This is a genomic window from Penaeicola halotolerans, from assembly GCF_016464625.1.
GTDB classification, from domain to species: domain Bacteria; phylum Bacteroidota; class Bacteroidia; order Cytophagales; family Cyclobacteriaceae; genus Penaeicola; species Penaeicola halotolerans.
The window spans coordinates 347,440-365,803 of the sequence record NZ_JAEAGO010000001.1; the positions used below are offsets into that span (position 1 = coordinate 347,440).

An 18,364-nucleotide genomic window follows, 5' to 3' on the forward strand; every position below is an offset into this window, starting at 1 on the left:
TCATTTTTCAAATGTCAGAACAACAAGATAAAAAACAATCATTTAGAGAGTTTGGGCTGAGCTCCTTGTCTGTGGACAATAAGACCTCGGTCATCATCCTCTCTTTGATTATCACATTTTTGGGGATTGGAGCTTATGTCTCTATGCCAAAGGAGAGTTTTCCGGAGATTGTCATTCCTCAGGTATATATCGGTACTTCCTATCCTGGCAACTCGCCAGTCGATATGGAGAACCTGATCACGAGGCCTATAGAAAAAGAACTCAAAAGTCTAAAAGATGTAAAGGACATCACGTCTACTTCGATACAAGATTACTCTACGATTTTGATCGAGTTTAATCCTAATGTGGATGTAGCCAAGGCGCTTCAGGACACAAAAGATGCAGTAGACAAAGCGAAAAGTGAGTTGCCTTCTGATTTAGATCAGGAGCCAAATGTCTTTGAGGTGAACCTTTCGGATATTCCGATCATGTTTATCAACCTTTCAGGAGATTATGCCCTTGAAGAGCTGAAAGAGTATGCGGAGTATTTACAAGATGAAATCGAAAAGCTCCCAGAGATCTCGGATGCTGAGATCAAAGGTGCTCCAGAGCGCGAGATTAGAATTGATGTTGATCTCTATAAGATGGAGGCTATGGGAGTGTCTTTTTCAGATATCTCTGATGCCATCGCTGCTGAAAACAGGACTATCTCAGGTGGTAATATCCTAGCTGGAGACTACAGAAGGTCTTTGAGAATTACGGGTGAATTTACAGAGCCTAGACAGATCGAAGACGTCATCATCAAGAATGAGAACAGCAAAATAGTCTATGTTAGAGATGTCGCTACAGTACGCGATACCTTTGAAGAAAGAGAAAGCTACTCACGTGACAGCAAGCTCCCAGTAGTGACAGTCAATGTAGTCAAAAGAAGTGGTGAAAACCTCCTCTATGCAGCGGATCAGATCAATGATATCATCGCAAAAGCGAAGATGAGTAGGTTTCCTGAGGATCTCAAAGTATCGATCACCAATGATCAGTCTCGTGATACTAGAAACCAAGTAAATAACCTGGAGAATAGCATCATCTCAGGGGTAATCCTTGTAGTAGTAGTGTTGATGTTCTTCCTCGGATTTAGAAATGCGCTCTTTGTAGGGGTAGCTATACCGCTAAGTATGTTCATCTCATTTATGGTGTTGAATGCCTTTGGTGTGACGCTCAACTTGATGGTGCTTTTCTCACTCATACTTGCACTTGGTATGCTCGTAGATAATGGTATCGTGGTAGTAGAAAACGTCTACAGACTCATGCAGGAGGGTAAATCTGCTGTGGTAGCAGCTAAGCAGGGTGTAGGTGAAGTAGCTTGGCCTATCATTACCTCTACTGCAACTACACTTGCGGCCTTTTTACCTTTGGCTTTTTGGCAAGATATCATTGGAGAGTTCATGAAGTTCTTACCGATCACACTGATCATTGTATTGTCTTCTTCTCTATTTGTTGCCTTGGTAATCAACCCTGTGTTGACGGCTATGTATATGAAAGTAGTAGACCCGAATAAGGTAAAGGGAAAGAAAAAGCCATTGATCACTGCTGGCGCATTTGCCATTTTTGCTATCATATTTTATGTCATGGGAAGTTTGACCATGGGAAATTTACTGATGCTCGTAGCGATCCTGACAGTATTTAATACTTTCGTCTTGATCAAAGCACTCAAGTGGTTTCAAAATGTATTTTTGGTCAATCTTGAAAATAGATATTCTCAATTGCTGACTTGGTCTCTTGATAAAAAGAAACCGTATTATGTATTCTTCGGTACAGTATTGCTATTGTTTCTTTCTTTAGTATTGCTAGTGGTGAGAGCTCCAAAAGTGCTTTTCTTTCCAGATAATGAGCCAAACTATGTCAATATATTTATCCAAAAGCCCATCGGTACTGATATAGAGGCGACTAATGACTTCACTATGGAGGTGGAGACTGAGATGATAGAGATGATGAAGCCTTATGACTTCATGGTAGATGCCATCATCGCGCAAGTAGGGGAAGGGACAGCAGATCCTTCAGAGGGACCTAGCCAAGGAGCCACTCCTCATAAGTCTAAGATCACGATTAGCTTCGTGGAGTATGAGAAAAGACAGGGTGTAAGTACTGGCAAGATACTAGAAGATATCAGACAGGCTACTGATAAGTATCCTGGTGTACAGATCACCGCTGAAAAGGAGAGAAACGGTCCTCCTGTAGGTAAGCCGATCAACATAGAAGTGAGTGGTGAGGATTATGAGCAGTTGATTACCTTAACAGATCAAATCAGAAACTTGATCAATGAAGAAAATATCCCTGGGATAGAAGAATTGAAGACAGATCTAGAAACAGGTAAGCCAGAGTTGGTAGTTAATATTGATCGTGAAAATGCCAGAAGATTTGGGCTTTCTACTGGGCAGATTGCTACTGAACTCAGAACAGCCCTATTTGGACAAGAAGTCTCTAAATACAAAGAAGGAGAGGATGAATATCCTATCCAGCTACGATTGGCAGATGAGTATCGATATGATGTAGAGTCATTGATCAATAAAAAGATAGCTTTTAGAGATAAGCTAGGTAATAAAAAAGATATTCCGATATCTTCCGTAGCTACAGTGGATTACTCCAGTTCGTATGGATCTGTCAAAAGAAAGGATTTGGATAGAGTCATCACGATATATTCTAACGTGAAGGAAGGTTTCAATGCCACTGAGATCAACGATCAGATCAAGACACTTATAGCAGACTTTGATGTTCCTACAGGCTTCTCGGTCAAGTTTACAGGAGAGCAAGAGGAACAGGCTAAATCTATGGCTTTCTTGGTAAATGCTTTGATTATTGCTGTAGCCATGATATTCTTGATTATAGTCACACAGTTTAACTCTGTTGTGACGCCATTTATCATCATAGCTTCAGTAGTCTTGAGTACTATTGGCGTATTTCTCGGCTTGGTGATTTTCAATATGGAATTTGTGGTGATCATGACGGGTATAGGTATTATTTCTTTAGCGGGTGTGGTGGTCAATAATGCCATCGTTTTGATCGATTATACCAATTTGGTAAGAGAAAGAAAACGTCAGGAACTAAATACCCCTGAGGATGAGTTACTACCTTATGATGAGATACTTGGTAGTATCATCGAAAGTGGAAGGACGAGATTAAGACCAGTTCTTTTGACAGCGATCACGACAGTTTTGGGATTGATCCCTCTAGCGATTGGTATGAATATTAATTTCTTTACTTTATTCTCAGATTTTGACCCTCAGTTTTACGTAGGAGGGGATAATGCTAACTTCTGGGGACCGATGGCGTGGACTGTAATATTTGGTCTAACCTTTGCAACGTTTTTGACGTTAATAGTTGTACCAGTTATGTATTTGATAGCTGATAAAATAAAATATAAAACAAAAAGCCTAGTAAAGGCTGTTTAAGATAAAGGTTGGTGGTTTAAGTGTTTGGACATCCGTTGAGTTATGCTCTTCGGATGTTTTTTTATGCCTTTTCAAATGGGATGACACGCTTTTCAGCAGCACTTTGGTAGGCTAGTTCGATAATTTTGATCTGCTGCAAGACATCAAGTGGCTTAATAGCTAGTGTATTTTTTGCTTGGATAGATTGGACTACATTTTCATAAAACAATCCGTAGTTTCCCATTTCACTTTTGATTTTTCGTGTATGATCTTTTTCTTCAACTAGTGTTGATAGTGTTCCCAAGTTTTCCTCATTTTCTATACCCCAGTTTTTGGTGAGGTGAGGTAGTAGTCCTTGTTTTAGCGCATTTTCTTGTGGGTCCATACCATATTTTACAAATCCGCCCTGATCTCCCAAAACAGCAAATCGAGGGAGCTGTACTTTGACTAGCATACTGGCTTTAAGTGAAACTTGGAGCCCTTCGTAATAAAGGTTGAGATTGAAATAATCTACGATAGAGGCATTTGCTCTTTGCGTACCGAGATCAGCATATATGGCATCAGGCAAACCAAATAACACAATGGCCTGATCGATCAAATGAGAACCTAGATCATAGAGTGCTCCTGAACCTGGTGTGGCCACTTCCTTCCAAGTATTAGGTCTGAGCTCATTTCTAAAACGGTCAAATCTGCTCTCAAAAGATACAACTCTTCCTAAAACGCCACTTTCTAGGATTTTTTTAACCGTCAAAAAGTCACTATCATATCTTCTATTTTGAAAAATAGCTAAGATCAAACCTCGCTGATGCGCTAATCTGATCAGTTCATCTGCTTCGCTCACTGTTATGGTAAAAGGCTTATCTACTACTACATGTTTGCCTGCTAGCAGTGCTTCTTTAGCAAGTTTATAGTGGGTGCTGTTTGGTGTAGCGATCACTACCAGATCGATCATAGGATCAGATATGATATCTACAGCTTCGGCTACGATTTGTGCTTTGGGGTATCTCGTTTGAGCAATCTGTATGTTTGCTGGATTTTGTGTAGCGATTTTGTGGAGGTGTAGTCCATTTGTACAAAATATAAAAGGTGCATGAAAGACCTGTCCAGCCATACCGTACCCAATGAGTCCTACTTGAAGGGTGTTTTCCATAAGTTTGATTTCTATCTTGAAGTTAGTCTATCGTAGCGGATATGAAAACAGAAAGCATAAAAAAACCGTGAGGCTCTCGCTCCACGGTTTAGATTTATTCAAGCTAGGCTTATTTCATATAAAGTTTTAAATCTGAGGATAGTTCAAAGCTATTGTTTGACCTATCTACATCAGCCATTCTGCCACTAGGATCGATCTCTACAGATTTGATTTGTCCAGCGCCTTTAGGAATGCTCAATTCATAGTATGGGTGTGTCCAAGACCATCTTTTTGCATCAACTCTCTTGATATTAGACTCTGTTGGCTTACTGCCTCTCATGATTTCAAGAGGGATATAGTATAGCTCTTGCGTACCATCTGCATAAGTAACGACTACATCAAGTGGCATAGGCATGTCTCCTACACGCTCCAATATTAGTTTGGTCTCAGAATCAGTGGCGCGAACTTCCTTGATACCATAATCAATTGTTTTGGTAGTAAATACAAAGTATTCCTTGTACCAATCCAGTTCTATTCCTGACGTTTTTTCCATCACTCTGATGAGGTCATTGACATTTGGATGCTTAAACTTCCAAGTCTCGAAGTATCTTAACATACCTTTATCTCTATTTTCAGCACCGATGATATATCCCAATTGTTCTAGGAAAACAGCTCCCTTAGAATAAGCTGCGGATCCATAGGCTCTGTTGGTATTGTAGTGATCAGCATGAGTAGACATCGGCTCTTCCAATCCAGACCTAACGAGACCATAGTAACCGCCATATGAGCCTCTGTGTGGATCGTTACTTTGTGTGTTGAAAAGATCTCTCATAGCTAGGCTGGAAGCATATGAAGTGAATCCTTCGTCCATCCAAGGATATAGACTTTCATTTGACGCTAGGACACCGTGAAACCAGCTGTGTGCTAGTTCATGTACCATGACACCTACTAGGCTTCCAAGATTTCTCTCACCAGTGATGAGCGTGGACATAGGATACTCCATACCTCCATCTCCACCTTGTATAACAGAAAACTGCTTGTATGGATACTGTCCAAAGTTTTTACTCAAGAAGTCAATAGCTTTTGGTGTGTATTCTTTCAGCTTTTCCCAGTTTTCAGCTGTCTTACTATTCTTTTGGTACAAGTGGTGTACAGTGATGCCATTTGGCATTTCTACTACGTCATGTGTGTAGTCAGGATCTGCTGCCCACATGAAGTCATGCACCATAGGTGCTTTGAAGTGCCAGGTGAGCGTTTGACCACTTGGTCTGTTGACTGTAGAGCCTGGTTTTTCATAGCCATAGCCTATTTGCTGCGGATTTTGTAGGTAGCCAGTTCCTCCTAGGATGAAGCTTTTGTCTATCGTGATTTTCACATCAAAATCACCCCAAATACCATAGAATTCTCTACCGATGTAGGGATTTGCATGCCATCCTTGATAGTCATAGTTGGCCATTTTAGGATACCACTGAGACATAGAATAAGCGATGCCTTCATCACTATCTCTACCAGATCTGCGTACTTGAAGAGGGACCTGACCTTTGAAGTCTAGCTCAAAAGTAGCCGATGATTTTGGCATGATAGGCTTATCCAAAGTGACTTCTAGTATAGTACCAACATGCTCATATTGAGAGATGGCCTTACCGTTCATTTTCAAGTTAGATACTTGAAGAAATCCAATCTCTGAATCATCAAGTTTAGAGATGCGATCTCTAACTCTAGCATCTGGATCTGATATCGTTCTAGACCTTACATCCATTGCCGAGTTTGGTTGGAATGCATTGTAATAGAGATGATAAAATACTTTGTGTAAAGTATCAGGAGAGTTATTTGTGAAAACAAGTTTTTGAGTACCTGTGTATTGGTGATTTTGGGTGTTAAGACTTACCTCCATTTGGTAATTTACCTTTTGCTGCCATCTTTCTGGCTGAGCATGAGCCACTAGTGAGGCGATGCTTAGCACTAGACTAAATGCAAAAGTCATATACATCTTTCTCTTCATATTTTTGGTGCTTGATTGAAATCACAATTTATCCTTTAGGGGCATAAATGAAAAACCTTTGATCAAAAATATGCGTGTTTTCTGGCGAAATAAAAGGCCGATCACTCCTAGCGATCGGCCTCTTCAGTTAGTGGTCTAAGTGATTTCATGTCTTTAGATAATGAAATCTATAACATAAAATTAATAGAACACTTATCAATTTGAAATACCCAGATGTGGGTATTTTGCTTTTTTAGTCAATAGTAGCAGATACGGAGCCACATCTGAGCATCTTATCCCCAAAGTACGGGTTGGCGATTTGCTCTTCTTTTGCGATCCAATAGGCACCTGCATCATCAAATGCCATCGGGCAATACTGTAAATAAAGTGTAGCTTCGCTGACATCATAGGCTTTGGTTAGCTGAAATACCTCATCAGATAATTCATGAAAAGTGGTTCGCTGAGCTTCTACATCTGTTTCATTAGCGATTACAAGTGCATTAGATTTGATTGAAGTAAAAGCTTCTTCACTTTCTGTGATGGCATCAGCCAGTTTCTTCGCTGCAGCTTGTGCGCTGGTAGCGTCTGTTTGTACCAAGGCATCCTTGAGGTCAAAATATAGATTTACGATAGTAGCAGCTTGCTCATTCGCTACTTTTGGATCACCATCTGTCAGTTCTGGCATGACGCGGTGCTCGTGACCATGTGTATTTTCAGCAGTATCATTAGTCTGTTCTGTATTACCACCACAAGCTACTATAGCCGAGATGATAAGGAATGAAAAAAAGATGTTCAGTTGATTTTTCATGATAGATTGATTTAAGAGATTACAAATTTTTAAAGTTAAAGTCGAAACTAATATCACTCCACTTGAAAGTGATCTGTCCCTCATTTTCATTGATGGCTTTAACTTCAAATGTCAGCTGTTCTACATTCTCAGTTAGTTTAGTCGGAGTGACTTGCCATCTGATGACATCATCTTTAGGGTCATATTCATCTGCTAAGTGCTGATCCCAGTTTCTATTGATGATGATAGTCCATTTGTCTTGTCCCGGTATGGTGAAAAGCGCGTATTTACCAGCTTTTATATTTGTTCCTTCGATGATGACGTCTTTGTCAAAATTAATATTGGTAGCATTATGTGCTCCTGTAGCCCAGACTTCCCCAAATGCTACTAGACCACCAAAGATGAGTCTACCTCTCACACTTGGCGCGCTGTAGGAAATATGCACGTGATTATCACCTACGTTGGCCATAGCAGCTGTTAAAGGGCTTTTCGCTTTGGCTTGTGTAGTATCTGTCATAGGCATTTCATGTTGATGCTCCACTGGAGTTTCAGTATTTTTGGTTTGACAAGCAAAAGTCATTACCGATACTAGCGTCAGGATGATTAGTTTTTTAGTCATGGTTTTAGTGTTGGTGTGTGGTTGATTGGTTAGATTGATTTGTGGTACTTCCATAAGTAGTTTGTCCTTTTTTATAAGTTTTCTTGATCTCACCGCAGGTAAGCATCTGATCCCCAAAATATGGGTTTAAAACCTCTTTTTCCTTTGTAAGCCAATAAGCTCCTTTGTTGTCAAAAGCCATCGGGCAATAGACACTATAAACCTCAGGTAACATGATGCCAAAGGTTCCTACAAGCTCTATAAATTGCTCGGAAATAATTTCAAATGGCACTCTTTGATCTGAAATATTTTTAGCTTCTATGACTTTATTGAGCTGTTGTTTTAGGGTCATTTCTATGGACATCCATTGGTCGTGAGCCTCACCTTCCACAGCTTTCATAGGCACTTTTGAAAGTTCAGAGAGGGTAGCAGTCGCTGATTTTTGTGCTGCTGATACATCTGATGCGACAAGATTTTTTTGTAAGTCAAAGTATTTTTCGGTCAGGCTCGTCAAAGACTTTTTGAATGTATCACTAACCTCTATAGTTTTGACAGCAGGCTTGTTCATCATGCTATAATGACCGTTGAGCTGGGCTGCTGCATCTATGGCAAAAGTACCATTGCTGACGATTTCCTCACCAGCCTCTAGTCCTTCTATCACCTGATAGTAGTTACCAGATAGCGGGCCTATAGTGATTTCTCTCCATTGAAAAGTTGGAGTTTCTGCATCTTGCTTTACATATACGATAGACTGCTTACCTGTCCAAAGTACTGCTGATTTTGGTATTTGCAGTTGCTTTTGTTGAGTATTGGCACTAGTACTGATTTCTCCTTCTAGAAACATTTCAGGTTTGAGTAGCTCTTCTGTATTATCAATACTTGCTCTTACGGCTACCGTTCTGGTATTTGGGTTTACCAAAGGATCTACAAAAGTGATCACACCGGTAAATGAACGACCAGGAACAGCTGGAGTCGTGAATGAGATTTTTGAGCCTTTTTTGATCATAGGCAAGTCTGTCTCGTAGGCATCAAATATCACCCAAAGTCGCTTAAGATTGGCCACTTCATAGAGAGGAGTGCCTGTGTTGACATAGTCTCCTTCTGAAACTAGTCTGTTGATCACGACCCCTGATCGAGTAGCTAGGATAGAAAACTGAGTACGAATCTCACCCGTCTGTATGATTTCATTGATTTGATTTTCGCTGATTTTCCATCTTCTCAATTTTTCTTTACTGGCTTCAAAAATCCCAGGGATTTGTTCATTGCTTTTTTGGGCTTCTAGCAATTCCTTTTGTGCAGTCACGAGCTCTGGAGAGTAAATGCTGCCTAGAACATTTCCTGTACGAACAGTCTCACCTGTGAAGTTGATCAATAGTCTATCAATTCTGCCAGGGAAATTGGCAGTAATCGTTTGTCTACTGGTTTCATCGATTTGAACTTTACCAGATAGCTGTATACTCATTGCTTGTTCACCAAGTCCGACTTTGGTTGTCTGTACATTAGCTAATGCTACAGCTTCTGCGGTCATCTCTGTGATAAATGGATCGAAGCTTGCTGTCTGACTGCCTGCTTTGGTGAGCTCCATTCCGCATAGAGGACAGAGTCCAGGCTCATTTTGTCTGATCTGAGGGTGCATGGAGCAAGTATAAGTAGCACCTTCTTCATGCGCATGTTCAGTATGCTCGCTCATGTTTTCAGAAGAGCTGCTAAACATCCATTTGCCAAGCAATAGTCCAATCGCTAGCAAGCCAATATATATTATCCAATTTTTATTTTTCATGGTCGTATGATTAAAGATCTATTTCGTTTGCAAGCAACATCTCTAGGGCTGACTTGATCTGCCAATGTTGTGTGACTGTAGTATTTTGTTTGATTTGATAATCTAAAAGCTCTCTTTGGATCTCTAGTATTTCATCGAATCCAACACCTTCACTGATGTAGCTGCTGAGCATGACTTCATAAGTCTTTTCAGCCAGTTTGTATTGAGCATTGTACAGTTCGTGGTCTCTTTCTAAATTATTTAATTCAGTACTGTATTGTTGCCACTGTACCTCGAGTAGTCCTTTCGTATTATTGATGTCTTGTTCTATAGCTTGTTGTTTATACTTAGCTTGATTGGACATGGCTTTGTATTTTCCTCTAAATATGGGAAGAGAGAGGGTTGCCATTGGCATGATCATGTTTTCACCACCCATTTCCATATTGTTTTCCATTCTAGGACTTAAGATCATGTAGTTGAGACCTAATCCAAACATAGGTCTACCAGCATATTTTGCCATTTCTTCTTGTTTCAAGGTGGCTTCTTGCTCAGCTTCAAGCATGTTGATCATAGGGTTGTTTGACCAATCTACTTCAGAAGCAAATAGTGGACTGATTGATAAGTCATCTGTCAAATCAATAGGTGTAGACAAAGGTCTATCCATGAGTTGGTTAAGCTTTGCCACAGAAGGACTACGTTCAGCCTTGAGTTTATCTATGGTGTTTTGAATGCGCATCTTTTCTATGTTGATTCTATAGATTTCTGCTAAGCCTTTTTGAGCCATGCCAGTAGAGGACATAGAGGATTCGGACATTTGATTAGAAGTAGTAGCTTTTTGATCAGTGCCCCCCCATATTAGACATGCTTCCACCAGATTTTTTAGAGTCTTGATTCATGTTGGAAGCTCTTTTTTGGGTAACGGCACTGCCACTTTCACCTTCGTATTTGGTGACAGCCACTCTTTCTATAGTCTCAAGTAATGCGAGATTTTTTTCATTGAATGAGATCTCTTTCTCTATCCTGTAGAGTTCGTAGTAAGCTGTTTTAACTTGAAAGTAAAGCTCATTTTTGTTATTTCTAAAGGCTTCATAATTAGCTCTAGCCATAGCTGCCGCTTCACTTTTTTGTGTTTTGAGCATACCAAACCAAGGGAACATCTGCATGATGGACACTTGTCCTCGCTGATTGCCCATGAGTATCTCCATTGGTTGTATGAAATAGCCAAAGGTGAGCTCTGGATCTGGCAGGGCTCCCACTTGAGGCACTTGCTCTAAGCTAGCCATGTATCTATCAAAACTAGCTTTTAGTTGTGGGTTGTTTTCGGCAGTCTGCTTTAGATAGTCTTGTAACTTACTGTCTTGAGCATAAGCTGACAGCATTCCCACGCCTATACAAATGATTAATAAAATGTGTTTTTTCATGACTTTATGATTGTGTAAACACTTGATCGTCTTGACGTACTTTTCTCTCTGCCCATAACGAATAGAGCACAGGTACTATGAATAGTGATATCAATGCTACAGCCATACCTCCAAAAGTCGGTATCGCCATAGGGATCATGATATCTGAGCCTCTACCAGAAGATGTTAGTACAGGAAGTAGTGCTAGTAAGGTAGTCGCAGTAGTCATCAGACATGGTCTGATACGCTTCATCCCCGCTTCTAGTACAGCTTTTCGAACTTCTTTTCTACTTGTAGGCTCGAATTTTTCAAAGCTTTGCTTCAGATAAGTTCCCATCACGACTCCATCATCCGTAGCGATGCCAAAAAGTGCTATGAAGCCTACCCAGACTGCCACACTGAGATTTACGGTGCCGATTTGAAAGAGAGACTGCATATCTGTACCGAGTATGGAAAAGTTTAGAAACCATGACTGATCATATAGCCAGAGCATCAAAAATCCCCCCGAAAATGCCATGGCAATCGCAGTGAAAATCATCAAAGCTGTAGAGACAGATTTGAACTGGAAGTATAAGATCAAAAAGATCACAATCAAGCAAATAGGAATCACAAAAGCCAATCTAGCTTCTGCTCTTACTTGATTTTCATAACTTCCTGAAAACTGATAGCTGACACCATTCGGAATCTTTAGTTCTCCATTTTCTATTTTCTCATCGAGATATCTTTTTGCAGACTCTACTACAGCTACTTCCGATTCACCCACTTTCTTGTCAAAGAGCACATAGCCTACCAAGAATGTGTTTTCTCCACGGATCATCGCTGGACCAGGCGTAAAGTTGATTTCAGCTAGCTGACCCAATGGAATTTGAGTTCCATATGGAGTGCTTACAAGCATTTCTCTGATAGTATTAGGATCTTCGCGATATGCTCTAGCGTATCTAGCTCTGATCGGGAATCGCTCTCTACCTTCTACAGTTGTACTGAGCGTCATACCACCCAATGCCATTTCTAGATATTCTTGAACTTCTTTGATACTCAATCCATGTCTTGCGAGCTGTCTACGATCCCACTCGATCTCTAGATAGGGTTTACCAAGTGATCTATCGGCAAATACTGCTTCGGCTTTGACGCTTGGAACCTCTTTGAGCACTTTCTCTAATGCTAAGCTGAAGGATTCGATACTTTCTAAGTCAGCTCCAAATACTTTGATACCCATAGGAGCACGCATGCCAGTTTGGAGCATCACCAATCGAGTTTCTATAGGTTGTAGTTTCGGAGCAGAAGTGACACCAGGTATATTGGTATTCGTAACTATTTCATTCCAAATGTCATCTGGCGATTTGATATGTTCTCTCCATTGTCTGAAGTATTCTCCATTAGGATCCGGTATGAGTTCCCCATTTTCATCTTTACTAAAGTCCCCATTTTCATCTGTGGCGAATCGGAGTTTCTTTCCATTTTCATCTGTGATGTATTCAGACTTGTAATTGATGATATTCTCGTACATGGACATAGGAGCCGGGTCCAGTGCGGTCTCAGCTCTGCCAGCTTTTCCAACTACCATATCTACTTCAGGGATAGCTGTGACAGCCATATCTAATCTTTTCACAGTTTCCATATTGGCTTCTACCCCTGCGTGAGGCATGGAGGTAGGCATGAGGAGAAATGAACCTTCATCTAGGGCTGGCATGAATTCCTCTCCAAGACCCGGAAATGTATGTGTAAGATTGCTCCAGAGAGCATTTGTTCTGACATTGATTCCCAAGTAGTCAAAGCCAGTCGCGATAAAACCGAAAACCTGACCAAAGCCTAGCCAGATATTCAATCCGAGCAATATAATGACCGCTGGCAAGAGCAAAAACTTCTTTTTGTTATCTAAGCACCAAGTGAGAAGCGTAGGGTATAGCTTGATGAATCCTTGAAAGAGTAGGAGCGTCCCACCTACGATCAGCGCGATGAATAGAAAATTGATCACAAGACTATTGCTCACACCCAATGGTCTCCACACTTCAGCTAAGAGCCAGCTGATGGAGGCTGAGGCGATAAGGACTAGTGCTAATGAATGGTATCTATTCCAGTTTTTGACTTCATAAATCTGTAATAAATTATTGGAAGCTAGTGCTAATAAGACGATTCCAGCGAGCCATTGACTAAAGATAAGCGCAATCAAACCCAGTGCAACAAGGCCGAAATTGATCCACTTTCGCTGATTTTCACTGGCTTTCTTTTGTCCTAAAACCCAATGGGCAAAAGCAGGCATGATCAATAATGTAAAGATCAAAGCGGCAATCAAAGCAAAGGTTTTAGTATATGCTAATGGACCAAAGAGTTTGCCTTCTGCCGCTTGCAAAGTAAATACAGGTAAGAAACTGATGATAGTCGTACTCACCGCTGTGATGATCGCACCAGCTACTTCAGTAGTAGCCTCATAGATTACCTGCAACTTTGGCTTTTGTTCATCAGCTGATTCCAAGTGTTGCAAGATGTTTTCATTGAGGATGATCCCCAGATCCACCATAGTACCTATGGCGATTGCTATGCCTGAGAGCGCTACGATATTAGCATCTACATCAAAATATTTCATAAAGATGAAACACATGATCACAGCAATCGGCAACAGAGCTGAGATGAGTAAAGATGCCCTCAGGTTATATACCATCACGATGATCACGATGATGGTAATGAGAATCTGTAGATTGATCGCTTCTGCTAGAGTACCGAGTGTCTCATAGATCAAACCAGTCCTGTCATAGAATGGTACAATGGTCACTTTAGATTCACGACCATCTGCCAGAGTTTTGCTAGGCAATCCCTGAGAGATCTCTTCTATTTTGGCTTTGACATTATTGATTACCTCTAGAGGATTGTCTCCATATCTTGCGATCACCACACCTCCGACAGCTTCTGCACCATCTTTGTCCAATATAGCTCGCTCTGCACGGCTGGCAGGACCATAGGTGACACGGGCGATATCCTTGATTTTTAATGGGACATTATCCGCCATATACACTACGGCTTCTTCTATGTCACTCAGTTTATCTACATAGCCTAGACCTCTGATGAGATATTCCACTTTATTGATTTCTAAAGTATTGGCTCCCACATCTAAATTGCTGTTTTTAATCGCTTCCATGACTTGCATGAGCGATATGTTGTGAGCTTTTAGTTTGATGGGATCTAAGTCTACTTGGTATTCTTTGACATGGCCACCTATCGTAGCTACTTCTGCTACGCCCTCTGCGCTAGTTAGACCATATTTTACATAGAAGTCTTGGATAGTTCTTAGTTCATAAAGATCCCATCCGCCAGCTGGTTTACCATCTTTGTCTCTACCTTCTAGAGTATAAAAATATACTTGCCCAAGCGCAGTGGCATCAGGGCCAAGTTTAGGTTGTACACCTTCAGGAAGCAAATTTTGAGGAAGTGCATTGAGTTTTTCTACTATACGGGATCGAGTCCAGTAGTATTCTGCGTCATCATTAAATATGACGTATATACTCGAAAAGCCAAACATGGAGGTACTACGAATAGTCTTGACCTCGGGTAGACCCAGAAGAGCAGTTGTCAGAGGATAAGTGATCTGATCTTCAACATCCTGTGGGGATTTGCCCATCCACTCAGTGAAGACGATTTGCTGATTTTCACCGATATCAGGGATAGCATCCACAGGGACAGGATCTCTTGGTAAAAAGGATATGTTCCAATTAAATGGGGCTGTGATCACTCCCCATACCAAGATGAGTAAGAGTACTAAAACTGTTACTAGCTTATTTTCAAGGAAGAATTTGATGATACGATTAAGCATACTCGATTTGAGATAAGTAAATAATAAACCTACCGCTAGAGGCAAAATGCTCTAACGTGAATTATTAAAATCTCAAATCAAATTAAGAATGACTGTATAAAGACAGGAATGTCTTTTTCTATCAGTGGGGAGTGTATAGTCTTGTAATCAGCAGCTATGATAACTTCTGAAGCATAGCTGTAAGCATAAGTAGCTACATAAGCTAAAATAAAAGACAGCTGCGCTTGATCAAAATCAATGTGCTTTTCTGCAAGGGTTGTCTCTAGGTTGATACCATCTATTTGACCTTCTTGTTGATCACAACAGTTATCTTCGGTGTCTTGCGCATGGAAAGGACAATCTATGGGCATTTTCTGTTCCATAGGACAGTCCTCAGCTTCAGTGAAAAAAGCAAAGTCCTTTAGAATTTCTCCACAATAGTGCGCACTAAAGCTGATCGTCATCGAACTGATGACTACCATAAGTGACAATATGATTGTAGAGATAGATTTCATACTAAGCCTATTACGATTTAAAGTTAAGAAGGTTTATGAGAATATAAAAAAATACTTATCGGAATAGATAATATCTCAATTGTAAGTGGCTGTCCGTAAGCGTATTGCCTTCTATGGTCTGAAGTCCCGAGCCGATGACATTACGGTCTGTATACCTTGTCTGTGCTATACGACCGTATAAAGTCAAGCTACTGTTTACTTGATATTGAAGGAGTAAGTAGGTTCTCACTCCTTGACCAAAGTATGCAGGAATAGAGAAAGCATAGAGTACATTTTTCTCATAGACATACTGCCTATTATCAAAATCACCCGCATCAAAAAGTGCAAATCTAGTGCTTAGTTTTAATCGATTACCAGCTTGAAAATTAACATCTTGAAGTATGACAAAACCATTCGTTTGTTGTCCATTGAAGTCAAAAGTGCTAAACTGAATCCGTGATTTGAAGCTGAAACGTAGGCTTGAGTTTACATCTAGATTGAGTACAAAGTTTCTCCGGATCCCTTGGTCTAATTGGAAGGCATTATTGCTCTGTTCCGAGATGTTTCTTGCTTTGCTTTCTTCTCTGACTTGTGCAAATAGGCGGATATCTCTGCTTGGGCTGTAGTCTAGTCTGATGAGATATTCATGACCTTCTGATGGGGCATAAGCTCTAAATCTCATCCACGGGAATCTGAACCGGTCATAATAGGCATTGATGCCAAACTTCCGACTTGGTCTGTATTTGATCCCCCAATAGATACCTCTTTCATTGGCATTTCTAGTGTTTTCTCCGAATCCATTGCCATAAAAGCTATGAAAATCTCGGTCATAATCTCTCCAGACGATAGCCAAATCTACATTGTAAGACAGACTAGCCATCAATCCTGCGATGGCACCTCTGCCCCCGCTTTTGGATTGTGCCACTTCGCTAAAGAGAAAGAAATTTTGTAAATTATAATTGACGAAGGCGCCAGCATTATAGTTTTCATTACCTCTAAAGTCAAATTGATTATAATTTCTCAGTGGTCTGTCAAAAAAGGCGCTATAGCTGGTTTGTAGAAAGTTAGTTCCAATCTGAAGATTCTTGTCAGTGGATTTGTAGGTGATATTAGCTCCGATATTTTGCTCAGTTACTTGATTTTTGTTAGCGAGCTCAGTAGGCGTTCGATGAAAACCAGAGAGTTGGAGGGAGGTCGTCACGTCACTTACATTGTCTAGCGTATCAAGCGCGGCTTGCAAGCTACCATCTCGCTCCGCAAGTGAGTACAGTCCTGTGATTTCTACAGTTGGACTCAACTGATATGTGGCAGCAGCTCCACGCATAAAATTGACTTCTAAAACAGAAGTATAAGGTCTAAGTCCCAGATTACTCCTTCTCACTGTTGCGATCGTTTCACTACCTTTTCCTACACCAAATCCAGCTCCAAAGATGAGACCTTGTCCAAACTGCACTTGATAATCTCCGATAGCCAGAGACTTGAGTTTACCTCTATTTTGTAAATAAAAGTGCCCAGAGTAGAAGTCAAAGCCATATCGAGAGGTACTAGGTTCCCAAATAAATTGCTCCCCTGGATCTTTTTCTACAGTGAAACCGAGGCTGTAATCTTTGGGATGTGAGATCCTCAGCCTTGCAAATACTTGATCTGGAGATCCTAGATATCGACTACTTAACCTTCCACCCGAGAGCGTATCTGGAGGAGTATAGCCCCTTCGTGTCTCCCATGTTCTGGCATGTCTAAGCATGAAGTAAGCACTTTTTTCAGTTTGTATTTTTTTCCAGAGTGGTCGATTGTCCCCAATATTATCCGTCACAGTCACGAATGGGAGCAGTCTATAGATCGTATTGATATCAAAGTTTGGAATCGCTTGTAGTTCATAAATGCTGAGCAGCTTCCCTTTCGTTTGGATATGCTCTAAGAGACTATTGATCTGGAGTGGAGAAAGGATATAGATCGACTTAAGCTCATCAGCAGTAGTGTTATTTAGGTTGATAGGATTAGCATATAGGAGAAGTAAGTTTTCATAAAGATCCTCATAGTTGAGCTCTTCATCTTGAAGTGCAAAGAATTCTTCTACGAAAGCTTCTATATCAATATCTTTTTTAGGATATGTCTGAGCATGTATGGACTGATATCCTAGCAGAAGCAGTATGATTAGCCATATCGTTTGAATCCGCTTCATTGCTTTGACAATAGATAGCTCATAGAGACATGATGAGTGAAACCTAGTTGTGCATTATTGCCTAGTGCGTAGTCAATCTTAAATTTCTTTGGGGTAAAGGATAAGCCAAAGGCAGCATTTGCTGGACTAGTGTTGACTCCTGTTCTGAGCCATATTTTTTCTAAAAAGTTGTATTCTAAGCCTATCTTGACTTGAGGATCATTTTCTATTTCCTTTTGTGCCTCTACGTTGAACATCAAACGATCATTTGGACGAAAGGAGATACCTGTTTTCACAACTGATGGCAGCCGTTCTTCTGTCATTTGGCTTAGTTTAGCTTGGTTGAGGTTGTAGATGTGTGCACCAAAAAAGAGCTTAGGACTTAGTTCTGCGACACCACCAAACTCTAGCACAGCTGCTCCATTTCTACCAAAACCTTCTATGTTGGTTTGCAGATAATTGACTTTGACTCCAAAAGATACGATACCTAGCGTATTGCTAAAACCTAGCCCTACCGCCTGTTGGTTGAAAAAATCATCTCCAAATCTGAAGACACTAGCTCCGATGAATCCATTTCCCAAATGAAAACTAGTACCTAAAGCCAAGGTGCTAAGTTCTTGAAGTCCAAAGCGCTGGTCAAAGCCTACAAAAACGGCATCATGATCCATCCTGCCTAATGCTCCAATATTGTTGAACACTGCCCATTCATCTGCTAGGGTAACATTGGCATTACCTATTCCTACACTTCTAGCACCCTTTGGATAGATCTCATCTGAACTGGTTTGAGCTAAAAGTTGGAAACCTAAAAAGAGAAATAAAAAATGACAATAAACGTGTTTCAATACTAGTTTTATTGATTAACAAAAC

12 protein-coding genes are annotated in these 18,364 nt (G+C 40.6%); 1 reads left to right on the forward strand and 11 read right to left on the reverse strand.

The window, feature by feature from the left end; translation table 11 throughout:
- Positions 1–11 precede the first annotated feature (11 nt).
- Complete coding sequence (locus I5349_RS01560) at positions 12–3,425, forward strand: efflux RND transporter permease subunit (protein WP_226388966.1); 3,414 nt, start codon at positions 12–14, stop codon at positions 3,423–3,425.
- Between the two features lie 61 nt (positions 3,426–3,486).
- Here the strand turns inward: I5349_RS01560 and I5349_RS01565 are convergent, their stop codons facing one another.
- From I5349_RS01565 to I5349_RS01615, 11 genes are all read right to left on the reverse strand, one after another.
- Positions 3,487–4,554, reverse strand: a complete 1,068-nt coding sequence (locus I5349_RS01565; RefSeq protein WP_226388967.1) for an oxidoreductase — start codon at positions 4,552–4,554, stop codon at positions 3,487–3,489.
- Positions 4,555–4,663: 109 nt separating this feature from the next.
- On the reverse strand, positions 4,664–6,535 hold the full coding sequence (locus I5349_RS01570) for a M1 family metallopeptidase (protein ID WP_226388968.1): 1,872 nt from the start codon (positions 6,533–6,535) through the stop codon (positions 4,664–4,666).
- A gap of 232 nt (positions 6,536–6,767) precedes the next feature.
- Positions 6,768–7,322, reverse strand: coding sequence for a DUF3347 domain-containing protein (locus I5349_RS01575; protein ID WP_226388969.1), 555 nt, complete (start codon positions 7,320–7,322; stop codon positions 6,768–6,770).
- 19 nt (positions 7,323–7,341) lie between these two features.
- Positions 7,342–7,920 carry a DUF2911 domain-containing protein gene (locus tag I5349_RS01580; protein ID WP_226388970.1) on the reverse strand — a complete coding sequence of 193 codons (579 nt, stop codon included), beginning with the start codon at positions 7,918–7,920 and terminating at the stop codon, positions 7,342–7,344.
- Positions 7,921–7,924: 4 nt separating this feature from the next.
- The gene (locus I5349_RS01585; protein WP_226388971.1) at positions 7,925–9,679 is read right to left on the reverse strand and encodes an efflux RND transporter periplasmic adaptor subunit; all 1,755 of its coding nucleotides are present in this window, start codon (positions 9,677–9,679) and stop codon (positions 7,925–7,927) included.
- Positions 9,680–9,689: 10 nt separating this feature from the next.
- A complete protein-coding gene (locus I5349_RS01590) occupies positions 9,690–10,472 on the reverse strand; it encodes a TolC family protein (RefSeq protein WP_226388972.1) in 783 nt (260 codons plus the stop codon).
- A 25-nt stretch (positions 10,473–10,497) separates the two neighbouring features.
- Positions 10,498–11,079, reverse strand: a complete 582-nt coding sequence (locus I5349_RS01595; RefSeq protein ID WP_226388973.1) for a TolC family protein — start codon at positions 11,077–11,079, stop codon at positions 10,498–10,500.
- A 4-nt stretch (positions 11,080–11,083) separates the two neighbouring features.
- On the reverse strand, positions 11,084–14,863 hold the full coding sequence (locus I5349_RS01600) for an efflux RND transporter permease subunit (RefSeq protein ID WP_226388974.1): 3,780 nt from the start codon (positions 14,861–14,863) through the stop codon (positions 11,084–11,086).
- Positions 14,864–14,940: 77 nt separating this feature from the next.
- The gene (locus I5349_RS01605; RefSeq protein WP_226388975.1) at positions 14,941–15,357 is read right to left on the reverse strand and encodes an HYC_CC_PP family protein; all 417 of its coding nucleotides are present in this window, start codon (positions 15,355–15,357) and stop codon (positions 14,941–14,943) included.
- 55 nt (positions 15,358–15,412) lie between these two features.
- On the reverse strand, positions 15,413–17,518 hold the full coding sequence (locus I5349_RS01610) for a ComEA family DNA-binding protein (protein ID WP_226388976.1): 2,106 nt from the start codon (positions 17,516–17,518) through the stop codon (positions 15,413–15,415).
- The gene (locus I5349_RS01615; protein ID WP_226388977.1) at positions 17,515–18,339 is read right to left on the reverse strand and encodes a PorV/PorQ family protein; all 825 of its coding nucleotides are present in this window, start codon (positions 18,337–18,339) and stop codon (positions 17,515–17,517) included. The genes I5349_RS01610 and I5349_RS01615 overlap by 4 nt, the downstream gene beginning before the upstream one ends.
- Between the last annotated feature and the right edge of the window lie 25 nt (positions 18,340–18,364).

What these genes read in the sequence shown, in the direction of transcription:
- I5349_RS01600 (WP_226388974.1), bottom strand. Translation starts at nt 14,863, where the DNA reads ATGCTTAATCGTATCATCAAATTCTTCCTTGAAAATAAGCTAGTAACA.
- I5349_RS01580 (WP_226388970.1), bottom strand. Translation starts at nt 7,920, where the DNA reads ATGACTAAAAAACTAATCATCCTGACGCTAGTATCGGTAATGACTTTT.
- I5349_RS01590 (WP_226388972.1), bottom strand. Translation starts at nt 10,472, where the DNA reads ATGTCCGAATCCTCTATGTCCTCTACTGGCATGGCTCAAAAAGGCTTA.
- I5349_RS01575 (WP_226388969.1), bottom strand. Translation starts at nt 7,322, where the DNA reads ATGAAAAATCAACTGAACATCTTTTTTTCATTCCTTATCATCTCGGCT.
- I5349_RS01585 (WP_226388971.1), bottom strand. Translation starts at nt 9,679, where the DNA reads ATGAAAAATAAAAATTGGATAATATATATTGGCTTGCTAGCGATTGGA.
- I5349_RS01565 (WP_226388967.1), bottom strand. Translation starts at nt 4,554, where the DNA reads ATGGAAAACACCCTTCAAGTAGGACTCATTGGGTACGGTATGGCTGGA.
- I5349_RS01595 (WP_226388973.1), bottom strand. Translation starts at nt 11,079, where the DNA reads ATGAAAAAACACATTTTATTAATCATTTGTATAGGCGTGGGAATGCTG.
- I5349_RS01610 (WP_226388976.1), bottom strand. Translation starts at nt 17,518, where the DNA reads ATGAAGCGGATTCAAACGATATGGCTAATCATACTGCTTCTGCTAGGA.
- I5349_RS01605 (WP_226388975.1), bottom strand. Translation starts at nt 15,357, where the DNA reads ATGAAATCTATCTCTACAATCATATTGTCACTTATGGTAGTCATCAGT.
- I5349_RS01570 (WP_226388968.1), bottom strand. Translation starts at nt 6,535, where the DNA reads ATGAAGAGAAAGATGTATATGACTTTTGCATTTAGTCTAGTGCTAAGC.
- I5349_RS01560 (WP_226388966.1), top strand. Translation starts at nt 12, where the DNA reads ATGTCAGAACAACAAGATAAAAAACAATCATTTAGAGAGTTTGGGCTG.